This is a genomic window from Microcoleus sp. PH2017_08_TRC_O_A (assembly GCF_020738665.1).
GTDB lineage: Bacteria > Cyanobacteriota > Cyanobacteriia > Cyanobacteriales > Microcoleaceae > Microcoleus.
Genome location: NZ_JAEQCE010000037.1, coordinates 20,241 through 40,499, shown reverse-complemented (window position 1 = coordinate 40,499; position 20,259 = coordinate 20,241). Strand labels below are relative to the sequence as shown.

Genomic DNA, 20,259 nt, shown 5'->3' with positions numbered 1-20,259 from the left:
CTCAGCTTAGCGCGAATTCAAGGTCAAATTCTTAACCTCCTCCGGGAAACAGCACTGCCGTGTCCGGCTCCAGGAGGAGACTGCATTGCTGTAGGGAAACGGCATTAGTCTAAACCTAAATGCTGGCGCAAGGCTTGGCGCATTACATCCACAGGGACATATTCTGTGTCCAGCCAAATTTTCAAGGCTGCTGCTCCTTGTTGAACTAGCATTTCTAGTCCGTCAATCGGTATTGCACCGCGAAGCTGTGCATCTTTGAGCAACTGAGTAGGATTCGGGGTGTAAATCAGATCGTAAACGATCGCACCTGCGGAAATTCGATCGAGCGCAGCAGCAGCAACCGGCGACTTTTCCCCGTGCGGGTGCATTCCCACAGGAGTTGTATTCACCAGCAAATCGGCCTGCGAAATCAACATTGACAAATTATCCCAAGTATGTACCTGCAAATTCTGCATCGGCATCGGAGAATTAACCCAACTCTGTTGAAATTCCGCTAAATTGGGGGCGCTGCGCCCGACAACGTGAATCTCTGCAAATCCCAATTGAGCGCATCCAGCCACAACAGCCCTCGCCGCCCCGCCATTCCCCAAAATTACCGCTACTTTCTGACTCCAATCGGAACCCCCCCTAGCCCCCCCTTGGTAAGGGGGGGGACAGGATTCCAAAGCTCCCTCTTGGTAAGGGGGCGGACAGGATTCGACAACCCTATTGCTAATTTCTAAGGTATAGCTTGCCTCTTGCTCCCCCCCTTGGCAAGGGGGGGTTGGGGGGGGTGAATTTGGCTCTTGGCAAGGGGGGGTTGGAAGGGTTAGCAACGGCGCGAGAAAGCCTTCTACGTCGGTATTTGTGCCGCACCAACCTTTGTCAGTGCGGTAGACGGTGTTGACTGCGCCGATCGCCCTAGCAATGGGAGAAACCTCCGCCAGCAGCGGTAAGATTGCCTGTTTGTGAGGAATCGTGATGCTAAATCCCCGAAGGTCGATCGCGGCAAATCCTGCCAGCGCAGCCTTTAAATCCTCTGGTTTTACCGGAAACGGCAGGTAAACAAAATCGACACCCAAGTGAGAAATGGCAGCATTGTGCATCACCGGGGACAGAGAATGTGCGATCGGATGACCAATTACTCCGAGCAGTTTAGTAGTGCCTTTAATCATAGTTTGAAGTCAGTTGTCAGTTGTCAGTTGTCAGTTGTCAGTTGTCATCAGGAAGAAGTAAGAAACTTATTGTATCAATCAAAGATTTATGCAGAAGCCGCAGATTTAAGGCAGATCGACGCAGATAATTTGAAAGTAATTTATAGCGGTTCTCAAGCGGGGTGAGGTATGTCCTATGCCCTATGCCCTATGCCCTATGCCCTATGCCCATGAGTACCTCATCTTTCTGAGAAGGCTATACATCTTTAATCTTTTACAAATCAAAGCTATTTGGCCGCATTTTCGGTATCCCGAAACTCCTTCGCGTCAGCCAAAATCGGATTGACATCAAACCAGTAATCCTCGCCGTAACGGTACTCAAATACCCAAAGACTGCGGAGCAAAATTTGGTATTTAGTTTCACCATTCACTGTTTTGGTAGCAGATACTTGGCGGAGTAATTGCCACTCATCAGGTTCGATCGCCAAAGTAAGCTGGTGACGGCGTTGGACAATCACATTTTCCAAAGTTTCCCGCGACACAGGAGGGTCTTGTTTTTGCAGACAGCTATAGAGTAGTTGTAACAAATTGCGAACATGACCCCCGCTAACTCGACAGAGGCGATCGAGAGTTTCGGCAGAATCGAAAATTTTGCCAACCAAAGCATAGCGCTGCGACGCCTCCACTGTTGGAAAAGCGCGCGCCAGAACCATCTGTCGCAGCAATTCGACACCCTCTGCACACTCAGAAGCGTCATTCAATTGCACCGGCACCATCGGCAAAACCTTTGGATCTACCCCGAAGCGATTGCTAAGCTGACCCAAGTCGTTAGAGAAAATCAGCACCAAAGGAATTGTATACACGACATGACAGTTCAGTCTTGCCAACTGCTCCCCGCGATCGACAAACAGATATTCCGGCTGCATCCGCCCCGTTGGTTTCGCGCACAGGTGTATGCGATCGAGATTGTCGATAATTACCACAAGTCCCTGTTTACCTTGGCGCTTGAGTTCTTGATTAGCCGGTTCCAGCAACTCCTTATTGAGCGCATCTAAAATTACATTAGTCCGCGGCTCCAAATATTGCCTCAACTCCGATCGCAAATTCGGAGCATCCTTCGCCTTAGCAGTAATTTTGCCAATACCCAAAGACAAAGAAAACTCTCCATCCGTGCTAGCATTTACCTCACCCAAACCGGGGACAGAAGCTCCCGCTTTCAGATCTATTTGAGTTTGAAAAACATCAGCAACGCCCTTGAGCAAAGCTTTAAAACCCGTCGGTTGCAGCTTGATTTTCATTTTCTCAATGCTTTCGCTCACCTGACGCGCCACGCTCAACAAAATGTCAGTGATATCGACATCAGCCATGTCTAAATCTTTACTCGACTCAAAATAAACCACATGAAAACCTTGCTCCTGCAATTGAGCTTGCAGCCGCAGCAATTCTGTGGATTTCCCCGAGCCGATGTGACCGGTAAATAATTGACAGGTAGGTACATCGGGCGAGAGACGGCTGATGGTGCGCTCCAATTGTTCTACGATTGTGCCGCCCCGCACTGACGAAAAATCGATATAGTATTGTCGGTCTTCTTGATTTGCTACTGCCAGGGTGTAGCTGGGATTGCAGGCCGTATAAAATTTCTGTAAATTTAGTTCCATACCCTGTTCTCTGTTTTATAATATTATGCCCTAAGAGCTTCTTCATTGAGCAATTTGACCGCTCCGCACAAATTGCTAGTTGTTTTGATGTTTTATTGGTCTTTCAATATCTAAATGTATATCGGAATCCGCAATTACAAATCCCACTTATTTTTTGCATTCACAGAATGAACAAAAGTCAGTAATAACTTGATTGGATCGAGCGTGAGGACTTGAGTTCTCTCCAAAATCAGAGGACTCAAGTCATCACAACTAACAGATTGATTGCGGAGAATTTGCCGAACAGCATCTGACACAGGCGATCGCGAATTTGTCTGCTAAAATCAAAGACGAACTGTGGGCGGTAATGTTCTCCAGTAAAATTGGGTATTTGAGTAGGGTTAACCGAATGCAGAAAGGGCGAGCACTTGCACTCGCCCCGATGGATTATCCAGTTAAGATTGGCGGGAATCTCCAACCTCAAATCTAATTGCATCAGCGAATCGCATAACAGATTTCTCACCGAGCCAGATTAATTTGCCGAAACTGTTGGGTGTACCGATTCACCAGATTTCAAAGTGCTATGTTGCATTAATTAATTCTACCATTCGTTTGCCTACACCTGCGGCGGAAGCGGGATTTTGCCCTGTGACGAGTCGATCGCTCGCCACCACACAGACTTGAAAATTAGCAACCTTGGTAAACTTCGCCCCGCGTTCGATTAATGTTGACTCCAGCAAAAACGGCACGATATCAGTCAATCCCACAGCGGCTTCCTCTTCATTCGTAAAAGCAGCCACAGTCTTGTCAGCAACCAGGTATGTACCGTCAGACAGCTTAATATTGACTAACGCCGCAGGCCCGTGACAGACAGCACCGACAATTCCGCCTGCTTCATAAATAGCAGCCGCAATCTCAGCGAGTTCCTGGTTATCAGCAAAATCCCACATGGTTCCATGTCCGCCAGCATAGAAAATAGCAGCATATTCTGCGGGTTTAATTTGTGCAGGATTCAGAGTATTTTCGACTCGCAAAACCTGCTCGGAATCGTCTAAAAAAGCCTTATTTAGCGGGTCTTCCAAATCAATCCCAACCATTGGAGCTTTGCCGCCTTTTGGACTGACAAAATCTACCATTAATCCGGCTTTAGTAAATGCGTCCAAGGGATGGGTTACTTCTGGGAGATAGAAACCAGTTTCTTTACCAGTGTCACCAAGAGTATCGTGGCTGGTTAAAACAATCAGAACTTTTTGGCTAGTCATATTCGATTCCTGTTGTGGGTGTCTTTGTGCTCGTTGTTTTTATCCTAGGTCGAATTCATCTAAAATACAAATTATGAAAGTTTCGTGTAACTATAAATCTAGTTATACCAAATCCCAATGCCGAACTTCCTAACATCCGTTAAATCTGAGATATTTCACCATTGTCAGCAACAGGCTTTCCGGCCTGTTCCACAAAGAGTGCATTTCTTGTGGGGGCTTAGCAACAGGCTTTCCGGCCTGTTCCACAAAAAGTGCATTTCTTGTGGAATGGGCATCTTGCCCGTTCCTAAAATCCATTGCCGAACTGCCTTATTTATGATTAGCTTTGAGTGGTATCGCAGCTTTATCGAGGTTTACCGCGTCGGAACCGTATCCGGGGCGGCCCAAGTTCTCCATCTGACGCAACCGGCTGTCAGCCAACACGTCGCAGCCCTAGAGTCAGCTTTGGGAAATCCGTTGTTTCAAAGAACTCCGAGACGGATGGTGCCGACGGATGCGGGAAAAAGACTGTATAGTCAAGTTGCAAGTGCGATCGAGAAACTCGAATCAATTCCCCACAAAAACTCCAGCGCCGAAACACCACAAACCATCAGAATCGGTACACCACAAGAATTTTTTACCGATCGCATCCTCAGTCAATTACCCCAAGACGATCACACTTTTTACACAATCCAATTTGGACTAACATCGGAGTTGATCCAACAACTCAAAGCCGGAAAACTAGACATCGTAATTGCTACCCAAAAAATTACCTTGTCTGACATTGAATATGAACTACTATTCGAGGAAAACTTCTGGCTAGTCGGGCCGCCAAATATGGCGATTCCGATTGCTGAAGGAATCAGTCAAGCAGATTTAAACCCACTTTCTCAATGGCTATTAACTCAACCTTGGATTGCTTACAGCGAAGAATTACCGATCGCCCGCCGCTTTTGGCGCGTCGTGTTTGGCAAAAGAATCGATGTTCAACCCAAACTAATTATTCCCGATTTAAGAGCAATTAGACAAGCCGTTGAATGCGGATTTGGCTTTAGCGTGCTTCCCGATTACTTGTGTGCAGATTGGGTGACAGAAAATCGTTTGACACTTGTGCTTAAACCTACACAGGCTGTTACCAATCGGATTTGGCTGGCTTTTCGGAAATCGGAAAGACAGTTGCCAAAAGTCAAACGGATGTTAGAAATTTGCCAAATCAATGTAAACTAAGTTAGCCTTAGAGTAAACCATCAATATCAATTCCACTTGGAGGTCACTTGTGGTAACATCTGCACCAGAAGCTACAGCAGAACTGCAAAAACCTATTGGCGAACAGCGCGTCGTAATTTGGGGGTTATCTTGGGACGGTTATCTACAAATTCTCAATGCCTTACCCCAGTCACGAGGCTGTCATTTGATCTATGACAACGGGATTCTAGAAATCACCATGCCCTTAGAAGAACACGAATTTTCAAGTCGATTAATCGAGTGTTTTATTCGGACGCTGATTGAACTCATGGGGATGCGGATGAAAACGATGGGTTCAACAACTATGAACTATCCTTTTCTGAAAAAGGGAGCCGAACCAGATAATGCCTACTATATTCAAAATCAACCCCTCGTCAAAGGCCGAAATGTTGATTTTACCAAAGATCCTCCGCCTGATTTAGTGGTAGAAGTAGATATTACTCATACTGATATTGAGAAAAACAAATTCTACGCTGCTATTGGTGTACCGGAGTTTTGGCGGTTCAATGGCAAAGTGTGGCGAATTTATCAATTGCACGAGGGCGAGTATATGGAGGTTGAATCGAGTCCTACCTTTCCTCAAGTGCCGAAAGAAAGGCTAATTGCTTTTCTAGAACAGGCAAAAGAAGATGAAATTGCGGCAATACGCGACCTGCGAGCTTGGTTTTAATGCTGTTTTTCTTGAGTCTTGAGCCACTCCATTGCCGATTTCGATTCAGCCTGCACGTCCTCCGACTGAGTAGCTAGCCACTCCTGATAAGCCTTTTCATCACCACCAAAAGAAGCTAGGGATGGAGCAAAGCGATGAGCCTTTTTCATCCAGACATTTTCAGGTGCTAAAGGCTTATAGGCGCAGTAGCAAATGCAAATTGTATCAAATCCTGCACCATAGGGAGGCGGGATTTCAGGGGTGTATTCTTCCACCCGAACAACTTCCCAGCCACTATCTCGAAAGGAGTCCCGGTTTTCTGGCACTGTTTCCGTCAGTCGGTGTCCGATCGCAGGAGCAGGTTTGCCACTAGAGTCGTAATGTTCGGCAATAGTGTTGATTAAAGAGGGTACTGAATCCACATTTGCAATGCGGTAAAATGACTTTCCGATTTGTGTCTCAGTCTTCTGACGATACTTTTCAATTTCACCTTTATCCGCTTTGAACAGAATCAGTTTACGCATCTTCTTTGTCCTCCTTGAAGTAATCGCCTTGCGTTAAATCCATGCGAGAGGGTGGAAACTCGCAGTAGCCATCGAAAACGCAATCAACAGGTAAAACATCAGTTGCGACTAGCTCTGCTTGCTTCAGCGTCCACCCGTAATTATCTGCCATATCCTCGCAGCATTCTTCATTCGCTGCCGCATGGCGGGTTTCATCTTTTTCCTCGTCGTATCTGGGTTTTGGCATAATTAAGTTACTCCTAGTTCGGATAGTCGGACTTTGGAGAAGTCGTCTCGGTTGAGTGTGTCCTCACTCACCGGGGCGCATTCACATAATTTATATTATAGAACCCAATTTTTATACCAATTTATTCTATCCATTATAATTGACACTTTCACGTCGAGGAACACTTGATGAAGCAAACAACTCGCAGCACACTCTTCCTTTCCTCACTCTGCGCTCTCTGCGCGCTCTGCGGTAAAAAAACTCCAAATTATCCCAAAAAAGGGCTGGTATAGTTACCAGCCCTTCAACTAATTTTAGATGTTAAATTACCAGTAATTTAACATCCAAAAACTCAAATTAATCTAACTTCTGTCAGTAACAGTCGCAGGCTCAAAACTCGGAACCACAACATCAGAATTCTGCTTAGTCAACTGGTTGTACAGCCTTTCAGTATTCGGGAAATTAGCAGCCGGTAAAGTCGGGAAGCGACGATAAGGAACAGTATCCTCACCAAAAGCCTCAGCATATTCAACAGTCAGCAACATCGCGTTGATAAAGCCCTTAATCCCTTTACTTGCCAAGATTTGGTTATAAGTCCGAATCTCCGCTTGATTGAGAGGAGCACGGCCCAAGAAGTGCTTCGTACCCAACTCAATCACCTTAGTATTTGGATAAGGTGCATAGAACTGTTTCACGTACAGCGGCGAACAACCTAAACACTCAATGAACTCCTTGAGATTGATTTCATTGTTGCCAAGTTTGCTTTCCAACGCCGTGAATTCATTCTTCACAACATACGAGTTGATGTCACGCTCAAAAATTTGACGGTAAACAGCTTGAATTAAAGTTTTCAAAGCTACCTTATCCGAAGTAGTTGTTAGCTTGAACACCTTAGTTTGTTCACGGCGCTTGCTCACACCTTGAGCAATCCGAGTTTGCAACTGAAGATCTCCGCCATCGATCGCAGTACCCAATTCGATAAACCGAGGTGTTTCAGGAGTCGGCTCAACGTTGGCCTTTTTCTCACCAAAGGAACCCGATCGCATCGTCCGCATCGACAAACCAGCCGGAGTCACATAGCGCTCGTAGGGGACTGTATCTTCCCCGAAAGCTTCGTTGTACTCCATGCTGTCCATGATGCTATCGACCAGCGCGTAGAAACCCTTCTTGGCACAAATGTCAAAGTAAGCGTTCATTTCCTGACGGCCGTAAGTAGGGCGTCCCAGGAGTCGGCGGTGGATGTACTCGATCGCCTTACAAACATAAAGCTTGCTCCAGTACATATTGCGGAACACATCGGATTTCGCCAACATCCGAATAAACTCGCGCATCGGGATGTCGCCGTTTTCCAGCTTAATTTCCGCCACCTTTTGGCGCTGGCCGTCGAACACATCGCGACCAAACACTTGCAGGTAAGCAGCCCGAATCACCGCTTGAGTCGAACTTTCGGTATATTTGACACTGGAAGCATTGCTGTAGCTGCTGGAGGCACCGCGAGCGGTTTTCTTGGAAGCCACATAGTTGCTGGGTAACTGGTCTAGTTTAAAGACCTTGGGGCCCAGAGAACCAGGAGCCGCACCGCGAGCCGCTGGGTTGCTCAATTGATTGTCAATCCCCGCACCTTGACGGATCAAGATCCGGCGAGTGTCTTTGCCAAAGGGAGCTGGACGGTTCTTAGGGTTACGAGTTTCTTTCGGGAAAATCGCACCGAACTGAATTTCCAGCGGATCGTTACCAATACCGTAAACGTGCTGATCTGGTAGAGGCTGAGTGTAGCCTGCGAACAAGGTGATGAACTGAGGAACCTTGCGGAAAGGAGCGCTGAAATTGAACAAATCAATTTGCGGGCCCCAGTTGCGACATTCCTGAGCTTCCTGGCCCAAACCGCGCAGGTAAGGGACTGTTTCTTCGCCGAAGTAGTCGGAATATTCCTGAGAATAAACCATCGCGTCTACGAGGGCTGCCAGGCCGCCTTTGGTGACGATCGCAAAATACTTGCTAAATTCTTCCCGCGAGCTCAAACCGCGGCCGAGGAAGTGGCGGGCCGCCAGTTCTACAGCGCGACTGTTGACAAACGGTTCGTAGAATTGCTGGCGGTACAGAGGAGATTTACCAAGGCGGCGAATAAACTCTTTCATGGAGATTTCGCCGTTTTTGACCTTAGATTCCAGGTCAGAAATGCTTTGGCTGTAGGCGCGGGTAATGTCGCGCTCAAAAACTTGGCGGTAAGCTGCTTTGATTACTTCAATCTTTTCAGCCGACGACAGACCCGTCTTCATGACGAATTTCGCCCGATTTTCCGCTGCGTTGAAGTAGATTTGAGGAAGTTGCAGCCCTTGCTGGTCATTGGTTTCGCGCTGACGCACCTTCGGTGAAGGTGTAGGAGCTTTAAATTCGGTAATTGCTACGTCAAAATACTGTGCGACGATCGTGCGTGCTGCCTCATCATTCTTGAAATAGTTCAAGGATGCAGCCTTCATTTCCTGCATTGCCACAATTGTCGCCGCCGACGAGCAAGCATTTTCGATAATTTCCCGCAATCCGCGGACGTTTACCGAAATAATGTTCGGGTCGCCAGCAACGATCGCGTAGGTAATGTAACGCAAAAACCAGCTCAAATCCCGCAGAGATTTGGTCATGTTGCTCGGGCCGTAGCGCGAGACATTAATCGGCTGGAATCCTGCTGGAATTGGGCCGCCACCGCCGCCGTTAGTGGAAAACAGATTTCCCAAGCCCAAGAATCCGCCGCCACCTGAGCCTTTGCCGTTACCGCCGCCGCCACCTGCGCGACCTTCAACGTAAGTAACAGTTCCTAGTTTCATGCCTTCAGAGACATCTACCGAGCCGCCGCGAGTTGCGCCAGCCATAGCCATCACAGGTTCTGCTGGTCTTTCCAAAAATGCCAGCGGGGAACCGCCGACAAAAATCCGGTTGGCTGCGCGGGATACTATCAGTTCCGAGTTTCTGGTTAGCGTCTCAGAAATCGCGATCCGAAGAGCACCGGAACTGAAATAACTTGCCAGTTCGCTGAGTTCGCCCCGCTGTAGGAAGCGGTCTTGCTGTTCAGCTTGCGAAATCGTTGCGACTGGTACAGTTTGATATAGTTGCGGACGGGCAACTGAGCTTCCACCACTTGCTTTTACAGTCATTAGACTCCTTCGCTCCCTATCTAAATCGTTGCAGCATTTACCCAGACTAACCTTGCCTTCTCATGCAGGTAAAATTAGGTATTTTTGCTTTGTTTACTTTTTGCCTTGACCTATCACGAGGTTAGGGCGCTTACTTTCTTAGATTAAAATGTTTTGGTTTCATCTTTCGTCCTGCCGGGAAATGTCCGACCCGAAGACAGGCGCCGGCAGTCGCTCCGCCCTTGCTTCGCCCGTACATTCCTGGAAAAAATACAAAGGCAGGATAGCTGACTCCTGCGACGATCGCAGCAAGAGCCGTGAATTCAGGAAAAAGAAAATCCAAAATTTTCTTCTGCCTTTTTCTGGGCTTTTTACTTTCTGCCGAAAGACGCCGCTGCCTTACCCGAAAGCTCAGCATTGGGTGATGGACAGTCCTCGTTTGTTAAAAAGCCTGCCGAGATTTATTGTATAGATTTAAGAGAGCTTATATGAGAAAAAATGATAAGTTTTATTACGCTAGCGCTGTCAGTAGGCAGTTGTCAGTAGGCAGTTGTCAGTAGGCAGTTGTCAGCCGTCAGTCCAATCCCATCCCGAAGCCCAACTCAACACTTAAAACTCTTCCCTAATCTATGGAAACTTCGCCTGATATCAGTGCTGCCGTGCGTCGGCTTTACGATACTTTTCCTTTCCCGCCCGATCCTTTGTCGGACGAACCACCACCGGGATACAACTGGCGCTGGAGTTGGCCGGATGCTTACAATTTTTGCACTGGCCAAAAGCCGCCAAAACTGGATGTTCGGATTTTGGATGCTGGCTGCGGCACGGGTTCGAGTACGGATTATCTGATTCACTTGAATCCTGAAGCGTCGGTAACAGCGATCGACCTTAGTTCCGGTGCTTTGAAGGTAGCACAAGAACGTTGTAGGCGATCGGGCGCGCGCGAAGCTGATTTTCGCCACCTCAGCCTGTACGATGCCGATCGACTCGAAGGCGAGTTCGATTTGATCAATTGCGTGGGCGTGTTGCATCATTTGCCCGATCCGATTCGTGGCATTCAAGCACTGGCGGCGAAGTTAGCTCCTGGTGGCTTGATGCACATTTTTGTGTATGCTGAATTGGGCCGCTGGGAAATTCAATTGATGCAAAGGGCGATCGCACTTCTCCAAGGAACTCAAAAAGGCGACTATCCCGATGGTGTGAAAGTCGGCCGTGAAATCTTTGCTTCGCTACCAGAAACCAACCGCCTTGTCAAGTACGAAAAACAGCGTTGGGCGGGAGAAAATCTGCGAGACGAATGTTTTGCCGATATGTACGTTCACCCGCAGGAAATTGACTACAACATCGAGACTTTGTTCGAGTTAATTGACGCTTCTGGATTAGAATTTATCGGTTTCTCAAATCCGGGATATTGGCAGTTAGAAAGACTTTTGGGCAAAGCACCGGAATTGATAGAAAGAGCTCAGGGTTTGACGGAACGGGAGCTTTATCGATTAATTGAATTGTTGGATACGGAAATCACTCATTACGAGTTTTTCTTGGGCAAAAAGCCTGTTAATAAAATTGATTGGTCGGATGATAAAGCACTTTTGGCGGCAATTCCAGAGTTGAGCGTTTGTATGCACGGTTGGCCGAGTCAACAAGTGTTTGATTGCAACTACCAATTGCTCAATTTGTCAAGTGCTGAATTTGAGTTTTTGCAAGGTTGTTTACCCCCCCCAGCCCCCCCTTGCCAAGGGGGGGAGAAAGAGGTACAGAAAACTGTGGGAGAGATTTTGGCGGATGTTGAGGTGGGATTGGATGAAGTGCGATCGATCTTATCAAAACAGCTAATTTTGCTAACACCTAGTTGAGCCGTAGGGTGCGTCAGTTGCCGTTATTTTCGCTAAAAATCGAGAATCTACGAACTGACGCACCCTACAAGAAGAGTCGTAGGGTGCGTCAGTTAGTGTTACTTGCACTAAAAATGGATAATCTCGAACTGACGCACCTTACCATTTCTGTTAAATCCCCAATTAATCAAGGCTTTACAGTTGGGGGATTAACAGCCGTAATTTCTGAATAACGAGCGAAATCAGCAATGTTAAAAGTTAGGATATGGGTTAAACCATGAACTAGCATAGCCGCAACTAGACGCGCATCATGAACGTTGACACCTATAACCTTATACGTTATCACCAGTTGCTCCCATTCTTGATAAATTGCTTCGGTATCCAATAACAGAGGAAAAAGCTGTTTTAAGCGATTAATTTCTGCCTCTGCTTCTGTTGCAGTACGCCCTAATCCATTTCTCTGGATCGGGCGCGTGCAAACGTTCCAAAACTCGATCAAATTTTGGGGTACGATATAAAGTTGTTCCCCGCGATCGCGCAGAGTAATCACGGCATTGACAGCATCAGGATTCATTGGGTGTGCTGGATCTACACTACGCAGCAGTATGTTTGTATCTACGAGAAACGGCATTTAACCTCTGTCTCCATAAATGCTCTCTCTGCTAATAGCTTCATCTGAAAGAGTGGGGAAATTTAGGGTACGATGACTGTCAACCCATTCTTGAAATGCTATTGACCATTCTGTTGGGGTAGCTGTTTCATAAAATGGACGTTGTTGAGGTTCAATTAGCTGTTTGAGCATCGCATCTAGTAATGGTTTAATCTGATCCGCCGTGCGGCTGGTAATTTTTGCCAAAACTTGAGTAATCGCCTGTATCTCTTGTTGGTGAGATTGCTGAAGATTGTGCAGCATAATTATCCTTGAGTGCAAGTTTTTGGGCTGATGATAGCAGGGTCGATCGCACTTTATTAAATTGATTGTCATATTATAACTCTAGCGCTAATATTGCTCACACCGAGTTGAGTCGTAGGGTGCGTCAGTCGCCGTTATTTTCGCTAAAAATCGAGAATCTACGAACTGACGCACCCTACTTGAACTGGTACTCCCGGTCCAGGATCGGGAGTAAATCAATCAAACACTAACACCGTATTAAGTGTGCGACTCGTTTAAGTCAGAAACAAGAGATCGCGGATAGTTCAGGTAAAGCGTAGAGCGCTGCGCTTTTGATGGCGGTTTTGAAGCGCGATCGTCTGAAATTACGGAACTGCTGAGGATAAGGGGCGATCGCCTGAAAGTCAAACAGGGGCAATACGGGGGGAGTAAAACAGGAGGTCTTTTTTTAATCCGCAGCGAGTGGCGAGGGTGATCGCCGTATCCCTGGTGTAGCGAACTGTTAAGTACCTACACAAAATTAATTGTATATTTTATTATTAGTTGTAGGGACTTAGCATGCCAAGTCCCTACAAAATCGGTGGTTAAGTAAAATCAACACAAAAACATACAATTAATTTTGCCTACCTACTTAAAAAGAAGAGTACAAGTAAGTCTTTCATTTAGTTCGGCAAAGAGCAGGTTCTATTTGAGCGCGAAGCGCTTCGTTAGACTCCCAATCTTTCGCTCGTCTTAAAATTAAATTTTGACCATCTGAGCCAATCCCTATTAAGTTTAGACTACTAGCTAGTAATAATGCCCCATCATTACTCTCATTCATAGAAAAGGAAGATACTTTGCCTTCTCTTCTTGCTTTGTCTGCCTGATCGATAGTTGCTAAAGTATTAATCAATTCTCTGTTGTTAGTACGCACAGGTAATTTTTCGCCTTCAGCAATTCGTAATCCACATATCTGAACTGATGGCGCTGAACAGCCACTAACTAGGATCAAACTTAAAATTGAAAAAGCAAGGCTTCTTTTAAAAAACATATAGACTTTAATTACAAATAGCATTGTTTAGGCACATAGTAATATAACATAATCCAGAAATGTTGAATGGTGTAACAAAACTTAACATTAATGGGTATATCTATCCTGTCAGTCGTAGGGTGCGTCAGTTGTCCTTATTTTCGGTAAAAATCGACAATCTACGAACTGACGCACCCTACAAGTTTCAGTTGAGCCGTAGGGTGCGTCAGTTGCCACAATTCCCCGCCTAAGCCCTGTAACCCTTGTAGATAAATCAAATTGTGAGTATACATCCACCTAAAATTTGACATCTATATATAAAAATGGTTAGATAGAATGTCAGCCATTTAAGATACTGTAAATGAGTAAAGTTAAAGACAGTTGGGCAACGTTAGGATATTTGATAGCAATGGGTGCAATACCTAATTTACTCTTCAACCCTTACATAAACCATATATGGAAGCCACCAGCTCCTAAACCAGATGAGAATTGTAAAACCAGCGACACCACACAAGCCTGTATAGTCACATTTAAAAGTTTTGAAAAACATCCTAAAGGAGGATGGATTATGTATGTGGAAGGTAAAGAACCATACCAAATATTTGCAAAAGGTTTACCAAGAAACCAAGTAAGGAGAAAACTAAAAATAGGGGTAGAGCAGAAAAGTGTACACTATGAAACTTGGTGGACATTAAAATATTGGTATACAATAGATGAATTTGAAAATAAAAATAGAAAGTAAAACTTTGTTTAACCTTCTAATCCTAAACTTTAAATTGTAAGTTCATGTAAATGAAATGGAAACACAAATCTTACTCGCTATCTATTTTTTCAGTTGAAAAAGAACCTCTAATTCTTTCACTATATTGGTGGTTACAGTACGGACAATTGTAAGTCTCTCTTTCTCTACCGACAGGAAAGGACATCTCATTTCTGATTAAATGAAATTGTTTTTTACATTTTGTACAAGTTTCTAAAGACGGTTCGGAAGGAAAAATAGACATAATTGTGTTGCCTTTTGTGACTCAAAATCTTTGTTCTTGCAAATATATCACATATCGAACCGCCCTCACCGCGCTATCACCGCTCTCTGTGTGCCACCGCACCCACACCCTCCCAGTTTTCAAAAAAGCTGTGGGTTGCAACGTGCAAGTGTGACGGAAAAAAGCTAGACCGCCACCGCTACAATCCGATCGCTCCGACCGTGGCAACCTGGCCAGACGTTAGACCTGCGCTAGACCCGCGAGCTTTGCCTGTGATGCAACTCTGCCAGCCTTACCACTGCCACAGGAATCATGCCACAACCCGCTAGACCCCGCCAGATGGTGCATTTTGTAGCCTTGCCTGTGGTGTCGGGGCGATCGCCCCGTGTCGATCGGACAGTGCTACCCAGCTTGTTAATTCAACTAGAATCACTGCGGCCGCCGCTTCCCTCGGATGTGTAAATATTTTAATAACAATAGCAATCCTGGAAGGTAAAAGATGACACAAGCCCACAAACAGAAACTTACCTTTGAAGAGTACCTCACCTATGAGGACGACACCGACAACCGCTACGAATTAATTGATGGAGAGTTAGTAACATTGCCACCAGAATCGGGCCCCAACAATTTCATTGCTAACTATCTACTATTCACTCTGGCTAGTAGCGGGTTCATCCCACTGAGGCTGATCAGAACACATATCTGCGAAATCCAACTTCCGATCCTGCGGGAGGGCGACGCAGCTAACCGCTACCCAGATTTAGTGGTTTTGCGCCCCGAACACATCTTGCTGACAGCAACCAGGCTAACCATCACCCAAACTATGCCACCTCCTCAGTTGGTTGTCGAGGTTGTTAGTCCAGGTAGAGTTGGGCGCGATCGCGATTACATTAGCAAACGAGCCCAATATGCGGCGCGGGGCATCCCTGAGTATTGGATTGTTGACCCTCAAGAGCAAATGGTAGCGGTACTCAGGTTAGAATCAGGTGAGTATGTGGAAGTTGGGATGTTTCAAGGGGAACAAGCACTTGTTTCTCCAACGTTTCCGCAGTTGAATTTGACGGCGCGACAAGTCTTGGGAGGGGAGTTTTAGTTGGAGAATGCGCCAAATTGCATAATTTTCACCTAAGCTACCTTCGGGCAAATTTCGACTTTGACAGTCATACCTACTTTATTGAGCATTGCAATCAGAATGTCAACGGAAAACTGCCCAATTTTACCTTGAGTTAGAGCTTTGATTCGATCGTTGGACTGTTGGAGATGTTGAGCCGTTTGATCGAGAGTCCAACCGCGCTCTTTAATCTGATGGATCAGGGCAAGCATTAGTTGCGATCGGATTAGTAAGTTATCAGCTTCTTCAGATGAGAATCCGAGGTCTAGAAAGATATTATCGACTGCTTGGGTAATAGTATTTTCGCTCATTGTTCCGGTTCTCTTGAGTTTAAACGATTTTGTAACAACTCTTGGTAGCGTTTCTGCCCAACTTCGATATTTTTCTTGGCTGTTTTCTGAGTTTTATTTTGGAAGGCATGGAGCACATAAATAGCTTCTTCAAATCTAGCAATATAGAAAACCCGATAGGCATTTTCTGTCCGAATCCGAATTTCTTCAACGCCTTTACCTACGATCGACATCGGTTTAAAGTCTGGTGGTTGTATGCCCTGCTGGAGAGTCCAAAGTGAAAAACCGGCTTCTTTTCGGGCATCTTCAGGAAGAGATTGGATTTCTTCGCGGGCAGGGCCAACCCACCGAATCGGCTTGATGGTCATCGAGTTTGTTGAGAATCGAATACTGTGACAATTATACTCAAGTATTGCCTTAAGTATTTTATTTCTTCAGCGCTCTATGTCGGTTAGTTCAGCCGCCGATTTGAGACATGGTGCGGCTATAATTTCCTTGAGTAGTTCCCGAATCTCGCTGCTTGAAATTAATCTCCGGTTTAATCTCTAATATCTGCTGCACTCGATCGCGCAATTCAACCGTAGACACCCCATTCCGCAGAGCCGTTTTCAAGTCAATTTGCCCCGTTTCGTTCAGCAGACAAGGCCGCAGCCACCCGTCAGCAGACAAACGCATCCGATTGCACCGATCGCAAAAACACTCCGACATCTGACTAATAAACCCCAAAGTGCCCTTCGCCCCCGGAATTTGAAACACATCCGCCGGCCCATTTCCCCGCACTCCCGACTCGGCTAAACCATATTTATCGCTAATTTGTTGCCGCAATTCTGCCGAAGCTACCCAACCTTTATCGCCAAATAAATCGCCATTGCCGATCGGCATAAACTCAATAAAACGAACGTGCCAATTCCGGTTAATAGTTAATTCTGCTAAATCCAATATTTCCCCATCATTCACACCGGGAATCACCACCACATTCAACTTCAGCGGGTCAAATCCAACTTGATAAGCTGCTTGAATTCCTTCCCAAACTTGCATCCAGCGCGATCGGCCCCGACTACCAATTATCTGATCAAAAGTCTCCGGTTCCAGCGAATCCAAACTAATATTAATCCGGCGCAAACCAGCATTGTAGAGATTTTCGGCCATTCCCGCCAGCAAAAAGCCATTAGTTGTCATTGACAAATCTCGCGTTTCCGGCAAAGATGCGATCGACCCAACCAACTCCACCACCCCAGGGCGCAGCAGCGGTTCCCCACCAGTCAACCGAAACTTAGTAAATCCCACAGGTATGAAAACTTCCCGCAGCAAAGTTAGCAATTCCGAGTGAGTTAGCAACTGCTGCTGCAACACATAGTCCAACTCGCTACCTTCCGGCATACAATAGAGACAGCGGAAATTGCAGCGGTCTATCAAACTAATCCGAAGGTAGTCTACGGGATTCATGTCAATGATTTGTAATATTATTTAATTATAAATGCGGACTCGATTTTCTGCAATTATTGATAGAAAGCAAAAGGGTGCATCTCAATTTGGGAAGGGCGAAGCATTCCGGTAGTCAATCTCTGGCGATAGCTAATAAATCGTCTGCCGGAATGCTTCGCCCCTACGAAGATATTTGCAAAAATGAGATGCACCCAAGAAGCAAAAAAACGACATCGATTTCTCCCTCATCTCTTACTCTGCGCTCTCTGCGCCCTCTGCGGTTAATAAAAAAAATCTAATTTGCAAATCCATATATCTATGACATTTTTTAAATTTGAAGCTGACTTTGTAGAAGCCCTGCGCTGCATCCCAATGCAAGTACGCCTCAAGTTAGATACTTGCGGCATCAAACTCAAGTTGCAAGATTGGAATCATTTTACTCAAGCAGAACGCCAAACACTTGTAGAGCTTCCTTGTGTGACAAGTGCAGAAATTCAAGATTACCGAGAACAGCTAAACCAAATATTAATCCAACATACTGGAAAATGCGGAACCGATTTGGCGATCGACCAAAATCCCCCGTGGATGGATGCTGCAACCATACCAGAATCCGTCACAGCAAAAGCGCAAGAGCTCGGATTGACTGTTACCGATGCCCAGTGGAGCGGTTTGCAGCCGCTACAGCGGTTTGCTTTAATCAAACTTAGTCGATCGAGCCACGAGAATAAAAACTTTCTCCCCGCTGTTCGAGAATTTCACCTCGTTGCATGAGAAGCCGGAATTATTGAATAAGTCCGGCTTCTAGCAGGTTCTAGCCGCGGATTTTACGTTTAACTGCGTCCACCTACTCCTAGCTTCAAGCTTGTTTTTGAGCTAACTTTTGGCGGCGGCGGGCTAAAATCAAACCCCCCAAGGAAAGCAATCCGCCGACTACTGTTGTCGGTTCCGGTACTGCTTCGGAGTTGTCCCAAGTATCCTGTACTATTTCCAGTGGTTGTGACAAGTCGCCGATACTGTCGGATTGATCGATTACGAGCTCCGCGAGAGTAGTTGGGCCAAAGTTTGAGCTAGTTCTAGGTAAGCTATTGAGCACTCCTGTTCCAGCTAATCCGCTGATGGCATTCCGAATCCAGTTGTATTGCGACGAGACGCGAGTAGTAGCAGAAATATCGCCGTAGTCAGCCAACCTCTGGTTGTTCTGGCTGGTAATAAAAGAGTTGACACCGGCCAGGAGTCCGCCGATGAACAGTGCTCCACCGCTATCGCCCCGGGCTAATTGGTATTCTAGGTTGAGAGGGCGAGTCAATGGCTGTGAGGGATCGACCGATCGAGGATCGTCGAAATCTGACACGAGTATTCCGTTGGAATAACCTAATCGACTACCCAGGCCGATCGTATTCTGACCAGCTCGTTTTGTTTTGTATGTTCCTACATTTTCGCCACTTAAGCCATTGCCTGTATTTCCGAACCCGACGTAGCTGCCGACTTGCAAATCTTCGTTAGTACCGGAGTACAGGGTGGCCGGATTAATGTTCGAGATTGAACTGCTGAGCCGATACAAGCCTATGTCAGCGCCTGCACTCGCGTTCCGGTTGCTACTGGCCCATCCTCCGTTCTGAAGTCCCAAATTGATTGAATAGCTGCGCCCGCCAATTGAAAAACCTGCACCAGCAAGACTTTGTTGACCGTTTTCAAAACAGTGCGCTGCGGTTAGTACCCAGTTGGCACTGATCAGGGTTCCCGAACAAAGGGTGAACGTGTTGTTAGCAAATCTCATGTCGAGGCGGCCGACGCTGGCAAATTGGTTTTGGTTGGCGAAGTTTGTGTACTGGGCGTCGGATCGATCGTGCCGAATCGTACCGGCGATCGCGCTGCCACTGAAACCTGCTGCTGCCACAAAGGCTGTTAGCGTTGATGTAATTAGGTTTTGAGTTTTCACAGTAAGCACCGAGATCGATGTTAAATTTGTTGTTCTATTGACCTATCTGGTGCAAAACTCGATTTTTATGCAAAATGTTGGGCTTTGTTACAAATCTTTATATTCGCCAAAAAGCTCCCGTTTTTTTATACTAAGTAAGAAAGATTTTGTGCGCTTCAGGCGATATAAAGTGTGAGTTGGTGCGATCGGGCGGTGGGAGATGTAGAATTATGTCGATCGACCAAAAAGATTTCCGAGTCGCTCGACAACGACAACATGATAAATATTCAGAGAATCTCCGGCTGTCTGCATAAAACCCTTCTAGCTTCTGGTTTCGGAAAGGTTCGGCACGCTTACCTGGGTTCGGTAACTCAGCCAGACTTTTCTCAGAAACCAATCAAAAAATTCATTTTTTTTTAAGTTATGTTACCTGCGCGTGGTATTATTCGATCTGAAGTGTACGAGCTGTAGCTTTTGTCACACTTGTCGCTACAAGACGGTTTCAACCGAATTAATTGTAGTGGGAGTCAACTAACACCGACTGCTTTAAAAGTCAAGTAACCTTGTCAGATCAATCTCGCGCATCCATCGCTGAAACGGGGGACATCTCTCAGACAGGTTCGTCCGAACCGGAGTCCACCGACACTATGCAAGATTTCTACAAACTTCAACAACAGTTGTTTGTGGTCACTCTCGCTTTCACGGGAATAATTTTTATCTCGGTGTGGATTTTTTATTCACTCAACATTGCCCTAAATTATATGCTTGGGGCGATCGCCGGTGTGGTTTACTTGAGAATGTTGGCTAAAGACGTTGAACGCATCGGCCCGCAAAAAACGAGTCTGAGCAAAAATAGGTTAGCTGTATTTATTGGGTTGATTGTAGTATCAACTCAGTTGAAAGAGCTACAGATTTTGCCCATATTTTTGGGATTTCTGACGTATAAGGGCGCGATCGTCTTTTATATGCTGCAAAGCCTGTTTGTTACCGACCCTGCCAATGGGTCAGGCAGTCGGTGAACCCTCCACTGTGTGAACTTC

Annotated in this window: 24 protein-coding genes; 8 read left to right on the top strand and 16 right to left on the bottom strand. The window is 46.1% G+C overall.

The features are described from left to right. Nucleotides 1-104: 104 nt before the first annotated feature. From JGK22_RS15180 to JGK22_RS15160, 5 genes are all read right to left on the bottom strand, one after another. Nucleotides 105-1,154 carry a shikimate dehydrogenase gene (locus JGK22_RS15180; protein ID WP_293206189.1) on the bottom strand — a complete coding sequence of 350 codons (1,050 nt, stop codon included), beginning with the start codon at nt 1,152-1,154 and terminating at the stop codon, nt 105-107. Between the two features lie 266 nt (nt 1,155-1,420). After that, complete coding sequence (locus JGK22_RS15175; protein ID WP_293180453.1) at nt 1,421-2,791, bottom strand: P-loop NTPase fold protein; 1,371 nt, start codon at nt 2,789-2,791, stop codon at nt 1,421-1,423. 238 nt (nt 2,792-3,029) lie between these two features. Further along, nucleotides 3,030-3,266, bottom strand: a complete 237-nt coding sequence (locus tag JGK22_RS15170) for a hypothetical protein (RefSeq protein WP_293180450.1) — start codon at nt 3,264-3,266, stop codon at nt 3,030-3,032. 85 nt (nt 3,267-3,351) lie between these two features. Next, nucleotides 3,352-4,032 carry a type 1 glutamine amidotransferase domain-containing protein gene (locus JGK22_RS15165; protein WP_293212740.1) on the bottom strand — a complete coding sequence of 227 codons (681 nt, stop codon included), beginning with the start codon at nt 4,030-4,032 and terminating at the stop codon, nt 3,352-3,354. Nucleotides 4,033-4,161: 129 nt separating this feature from the next. After that, nucleotides 4,162-4,329 carry a hypothetical protein gene (locus JGK22_RS15160; RefSeq protein ID WP_293180444.1) on the bottom strand — a complete coding sequence of 56 codons (168 nt, stop codon included), beginning with the start codon at nt 4,327-4,329 and terminating at the stop codon, nt 4,162-4,164. 18 nt (nt 4,330-4,347) lie between these two features. On the opposite strand from JGK22_RS15160, the gene JGK22_RS15155 reads away from it, so the two are divergent. Both JGK22_RS15155 and JGK22_RS15150 read left to right on the top strand, forming a co-directional pair. Beyond that, the gene (locus JGK22_RS15155) at nt 4,348-5,238 is read left to right on the top strand and encodes a LysR family transcriptional regulator (RefSeq protein WP_293180441.1); all 891 of its coding nucleotides are present in this window, start codon (nt 4,348-4,350) and stop codon (nt 5,236-5,238) included. 49 nt (nt 5,239-5,287) lie between these two features. After that, nucleotides 5,288-5,926 (top strand): Uma2 family endonuclease, encoded by a 639-nt coding sequence (locus JGK22_RS15150; protein ID WP_293180438.1) that lies wholly within the window; start codon nt 5,288-5,290, stop codon nt 5,924-5,926. Here JGK22_RS15150 and JGK22_RS15145 read toward each other — a convergent pair. From JGK22_RS15145 to JGK22_RS15130, 4 genes are all read right to left on the bottom strand, one after another. Next, nucleotides 5,923-6,429, bottom strand: a complete 507-nt coding sequence (locus JGK22_RS15145) for a hypothetical protein (protein ID WP_293313120.1) — start codon at nt 6,427-6,429, stop codon at nt 5,923-5,925. The genes JGK22_RS15150 and JGK22_RS15145 overlap by 4 nt on opposite strands. Continuing rightward, on the bottom strand, nt 6,422-6,655 hold the full coding sequence (locus tag JGK22_RS15140) for a hypothetical protein (RefSeq protein WP_293206199.1): 234 nt from the start codon (nt 6,653-6,655) through the stop codon (nt 6,422-6,424). The genes JGK22_RS15145 and JGK22_RS15140 overlap by 8 nt, the downstream gene beginning before the upstream one ends. Before the next feature lie 341 nt (nt 6,656-6,996). Further along, nucleotides 6,997-9,783: a phycobilisome rod-core linker polypeptide gene (locus tag JGK22_RS15135; RefSeq protein ID WP_293313118.1), complete on the bottom strand. Its 2,787-nt coding sequence runs from the start codon at nt 9,781-9,783 to the stop codon at nt 6,997-6,999. A 130-nt stretch (nt 9,784-9,913) separates the two neighbouring features. Then, nucleotides 9,914-10,180, bottom strand: a complete 267-nt coding sequence (locus JGK22_RS15130) for a hypothetical protein (RefSeq protein ID WP_293313116.1) — start codon at nt 10,178-10,180, stop codon at nt 9,914-9,916. Nucleotides 10,181-10,391: 211 nt separating this feature from the next. On the opposite strand from JGK22_RS15130, the gene JGK22_RS15125 reads away from it, so the two are divergent. Then, nucleotides 10,392-11,612 (top strand): class I SAM-dependent methyltransferase, encoded by a 1,221-nt coding sequence (locus tag JGK22_RS15125; protein ID WP_293206201.1) that lies wholly within the window; start codon nt 10,392-10,394, stop codon nt 11,610-11,612. A gap of 166 nt (nt 11,613-11,778) precedes the next feature. On the opposite strand, the gene JGK22_RS15120 is transcribed toward JGK22_RS15125, so the two are convergent. From JGK22_RS15120 to JGK22_RS15110, 3 genes are all read right to left on the bottom strand, one after another. After that, nucleotides 11,779-12,222 (bottom strand): PIN domain-containing protein, encoded by a 444-nt coding sequence (locus JGK22_RS15120; protein ID WP_293206204.1) that lies wholly within the window; start codon nt 12,220-12,222, stop codon nt 11,779-11,781. Continuing rightward, the gene (locus tag JGK22_RS15115; RefSeq protein WP_293206207.1) at nt 12,223-12,576 is read right to left on the bottom strand and encodes a hypothetical protein; all 354 of its coding nucleotides are present in this window, start codon (nt 12,574-12,576) and stop codon (nt 12,223-12,225) included. It lies immediately after the preceding gene. Between the two features lie 565 nt (nt 12,577-13,141). After that, nucleotides 13,142-13,537: a hypothetical protein gene (locus JGK22_RS15110; RefSeq protein WP_293206210.1), complete on the bottom strand. Its 396-nt coding sequence runs from the start codon at nt 13,535-13,537 to the stop codon at nt 13,142-13,144. A gap of 316 nt (nt 13,538-13,853) precedes the next feature. On the opposite strand from JGK22_RS15110, the gene JGK22_RS15105 reads away from it, so the two are divergent. From JGK22_RS15105 to JGK22_RS15095, 3 genes are all read left to right on the top strand, one after another. Beyond that, complete coding sequence (locus JGK22_RS15105; protein WP_293206212.1) at nt 13,854-14,234, top strand: hypothetical protein; 381 nt, start codon at nt 13,854-13,856, stop codon at nt 14,232-14,234. A gap of 553 nt (nt 14,235-14,787) precedes the next feature. Further along, nucleotides 14,788-14,937: a hypothetical protein gene (locus tag JGK22_RS15100; protein WP_293206215.1), complete on the top strand. Its 150-nt coding sequence runs from the start codon at nt 14,788-14,790 to the stop codon at nt 14,935-14,937. Nucleotides 14,938-14,974: 37 nt separating this feature from the next. Beyond that, the gene (locus tag JGK22_RS15095) at nt 14,975-15,568 is read left to right on the top strand and encodes a Uma2 family endonuclease (protein ID WP_293313114.1); all 594 of its coding nucleotides are present in this window, start codon (nt 14,975-14,977) and stop codon (nt 15,566-15,568) included. Nucleotides 15,569-15,600: 32 nt separating this feature from the next. Here JGK22_RS15095 and JGK22_RS15090 read toward each other — a convergent pair whose 3' ends face one another. The 3 genes from JGK22_RS15090 to moaA form a co-directional block, all read right to left on the bottom strand. Continuing rightward, on the bottom strand, nt 15,601-15,897 hold the full coding sequence (locus tag JGK22_RS15090; protein WP_293313112.1) for an XRE family transcriptional regulator: 297 nt from the start codon (nt 15,895-15,897) through the stop codon (nt 15,601-15,603). Continuing rightward, a complete protein-coding gene (locus tag JGK22_RS15085; protein ID WP_293313110.1) occupies nt 15,894-16,244 on the bottom strand; it encodes a type II toxin-antitoxin system RelE/ParE family toxin in 351 nt (116 codons plus the stop codon). Before JGK22_RS15085 ends, JGK22_RS15090 begins: the two co-directional genes overlap by 4 nt. Before the next feature lie 88 nt (nt 16,245-16,332). Further along, a complete protein-coding gene (gene moaA, locus JGK22_RS15080) occupies nt 16,333-17,322 on the bottom strand; it encodes a GTP 3',8-cyclase MoaA (RefSeq protein ID WP_293231700.1) in 990 nt (329 codons plus the stop codon). 297 nt (nt 17,323-17,619) lie between these two features. On the opposite strand from moaA, the gene JGK22_RS15075 reads away from it, so the two are divergent. Continuing rightward, entirely contained in the window at nt 17,620-18,072 is a 453-nt protein-coding gene (locus tag JGK22_RS15075) for a nitrate reductase associated protein (protein ID WP_293180399.1), read from the top strand. Between the two features lie 85 nt (nt 18,073-18,157). On the opposite strand, the gene JGK22_RS15070 is transcribed toward JGK22_RS15075, so the two are convergent. After that, nucleotides 18,158-19,240, bottom strand: coding sequence for a trypsin-like serine protease (locus JGK22_RS15070; RefSeq protein WP_293274693.1), 1,083 nt, complete (start codon nt 19,238-19,240; stop codon nt 18,158-18,160). A 626-nt stretch (nt 19,241-19,866) separates the two neighbouring features. Between JGK22_RS15070 and JGK22_RS15065 the strand changes: the two genes are divergently transcribed. Next, complete coding sequence (locus tag JGK22_RS15065) at nt 19,867-20,238, top strand: ATP synthase subunit I (RefSeq protein WP_293180536.1); 372 nt, start codon at nt 19,867-19,869, stop codon at nt 20,236-20,238. The last annotated feature ends 21 nt before the right edge of the window (nt 20,239-20,259 follow it).

What these genes read in the sequence shown, in the direction of transcription:
- JGK22_RS15180 (WP_293206189.1), bottom strand. Translation starts at nt 1,154, where the DNA reads ATGATTAAAGGCACTACTAAACTGCTCGGAGTAATTGGTCATCCGATC.
- JGK22_RS15135 (WP_293313118.1), bottom strand. Translation starts at nt 9,783, where the DNA reads ATGACTGTAAAAGCAAGTGGTGGAAGCTCAGTTGCCCGTCCGCAACTA.
- JGK22_RS15155 (WP_293180441.1), top strand. Translation starts at nt 4,348, where the DNA reads ATGATTAGCTTTGAGTGGTATCGCAGCTTTATCGAGGTTTACCGCGTC.
- JGK22_RS15125 (WP_293206201.1), top strand. Translation starts at nt 10,392, where the DNA reads ATGGAAACTTCGCCTGATATCAGTGCTGCCGTGCGTCGGCTTTACGAT.
- JGK22_RS15085 (WP_293313110.1), bottom strand. Translation starts at nt 16,244, where the DNA reads ATGACCATCAAGCCGATTCGGTGGGTTGGCCCTGCCCGCGAAGAAATC.
- JGK22_RS15165 (WP_293212740.1), bottom strand. Translation starts at nt 4,032, where the DNA reads ATGACTAGCCAAAAAGTTCTGATTGTTTTAACCAGCCACGATACTCTT.
- JGK22_RS15145 (WP_293313120.1), bottom strand. Translation starts at nt 6,429, where the DNA reads ATGCGTAAACTGATTCTGTTCAAAGCGGATAAAGGTGAAATTGAAAAG.
- JGK22_RS15120 (WP_293206204.1), bottom strand. Translation starts at nt 12,222, where the DNA reads ATGCCGTTTCTCGTAGATACAAACATACTGCTGCGTAGTGTAGATCCA.
- JGK22_RS15115 (WP_293206207.1), bottom strand. Translation starts at nt 12,576, where the DNA reads ATGACAATCAATTTAATAAAGTGCGATCGACCCTGCTATCATCAGCCC.
- JGK22_RS15175 (WP_293180453.1), bottom strand. Translation starts at nt 2,791, where the DNA reads ATGGAACTAAATTTACAGAAATTTTATACGGCCTGCAATCCCAGCTAC.
- JGK22_RS15075 (WP_293180399.1), top strand. Translation starts at nt 17,620, where the DNA reads ATGACATTTTTTAAATTTGAAGCTGACTTTGTAGAAGCCCTGCGCTGC.
- JGK22_RS15100 (WP_293206215.1), top strand. Translation starts at nt 14,788, where the DNA reads ATGCCACAACCCGCTAGACCCCGCCAGATGGTGCATTTTGTAGCCTTG.
- JGK22_RS15140 (WP_293206199.1), bottom strand. Translation starts at nt 6,655, where the DNA reads ATGCCAAAACCCAGATACGACGAGGAAAAAGATGAAACCCGCCATGCG.
- JGK22_RS15110 (WP_293206210.1), bottom strand. Translation starts at nt 13,537, where the DNA reads ATGCTATTTGTAATTAAAGTCTATATGTTTTTTAAAAGAAGCCTTGCT.
- JGK22_RS15065 (WP_293180536.1), top strand. Translation starts at nt 19,867, where the DNA reads ATGCAAGATTTCTACAAACTTCAACAACAGTTGTTTGTGGTCACTCTC.
- JGK22_RS15105 (WP_293206212.1), top strand. Translation starts at nt 13,854, where the DNA reads ATGAGTAAAGTTAAAGACAGTTGGGCAACGTTAGGATATTTGATAGCA.
- JGK22_RS15095 (WP_293313114.1), top strand. Translation starts at nt 14,975, where the DNA reads ATGACACAAGCCCACAAACAGAAACTTACCTTTGAAGAGTACCTCACC.
- JGK22_RS15130 (WP_293313116.1), bottom strand. Translation starts at nt 10,180, where the DNA reads ATGCTGAGCTTTCGGGTAAGGCAGCGGCGTCTTTCGGCAGAAAGTAAA.
- moaA (WP_293231700.1), bottom strand. Translation starts at nt 17,322, where the DNA reads ATGAATCCCGTAGACTACCTTCGGATTAGTTTGATAGACCGCTGCAAT.
- JGK22_RS15170 (WP_293180450.1), bottom strand. Translation starts at nt 3,266, where the DNA reads ATGCAATTAGATTTGAGGTTGGAGATTCCCGCCAATCTTAACTGGATA.
- JGK22_RS15160 (WP_293180444.1), bottom strand. Translation starts at nt 4,329, where the DNA reads ATGGATTTTAGGAACGGGCAAGATGCCCATTCCACAAGAAATGCACTT.
- JGK22_RS15090 (WP_293313112.1), bottom strand. Translation starts at nt 15,897, where the DNA reads ATGAGCGAAAATACTATTACCCAAGCAGTCGATAATATCTTTCTAGAC.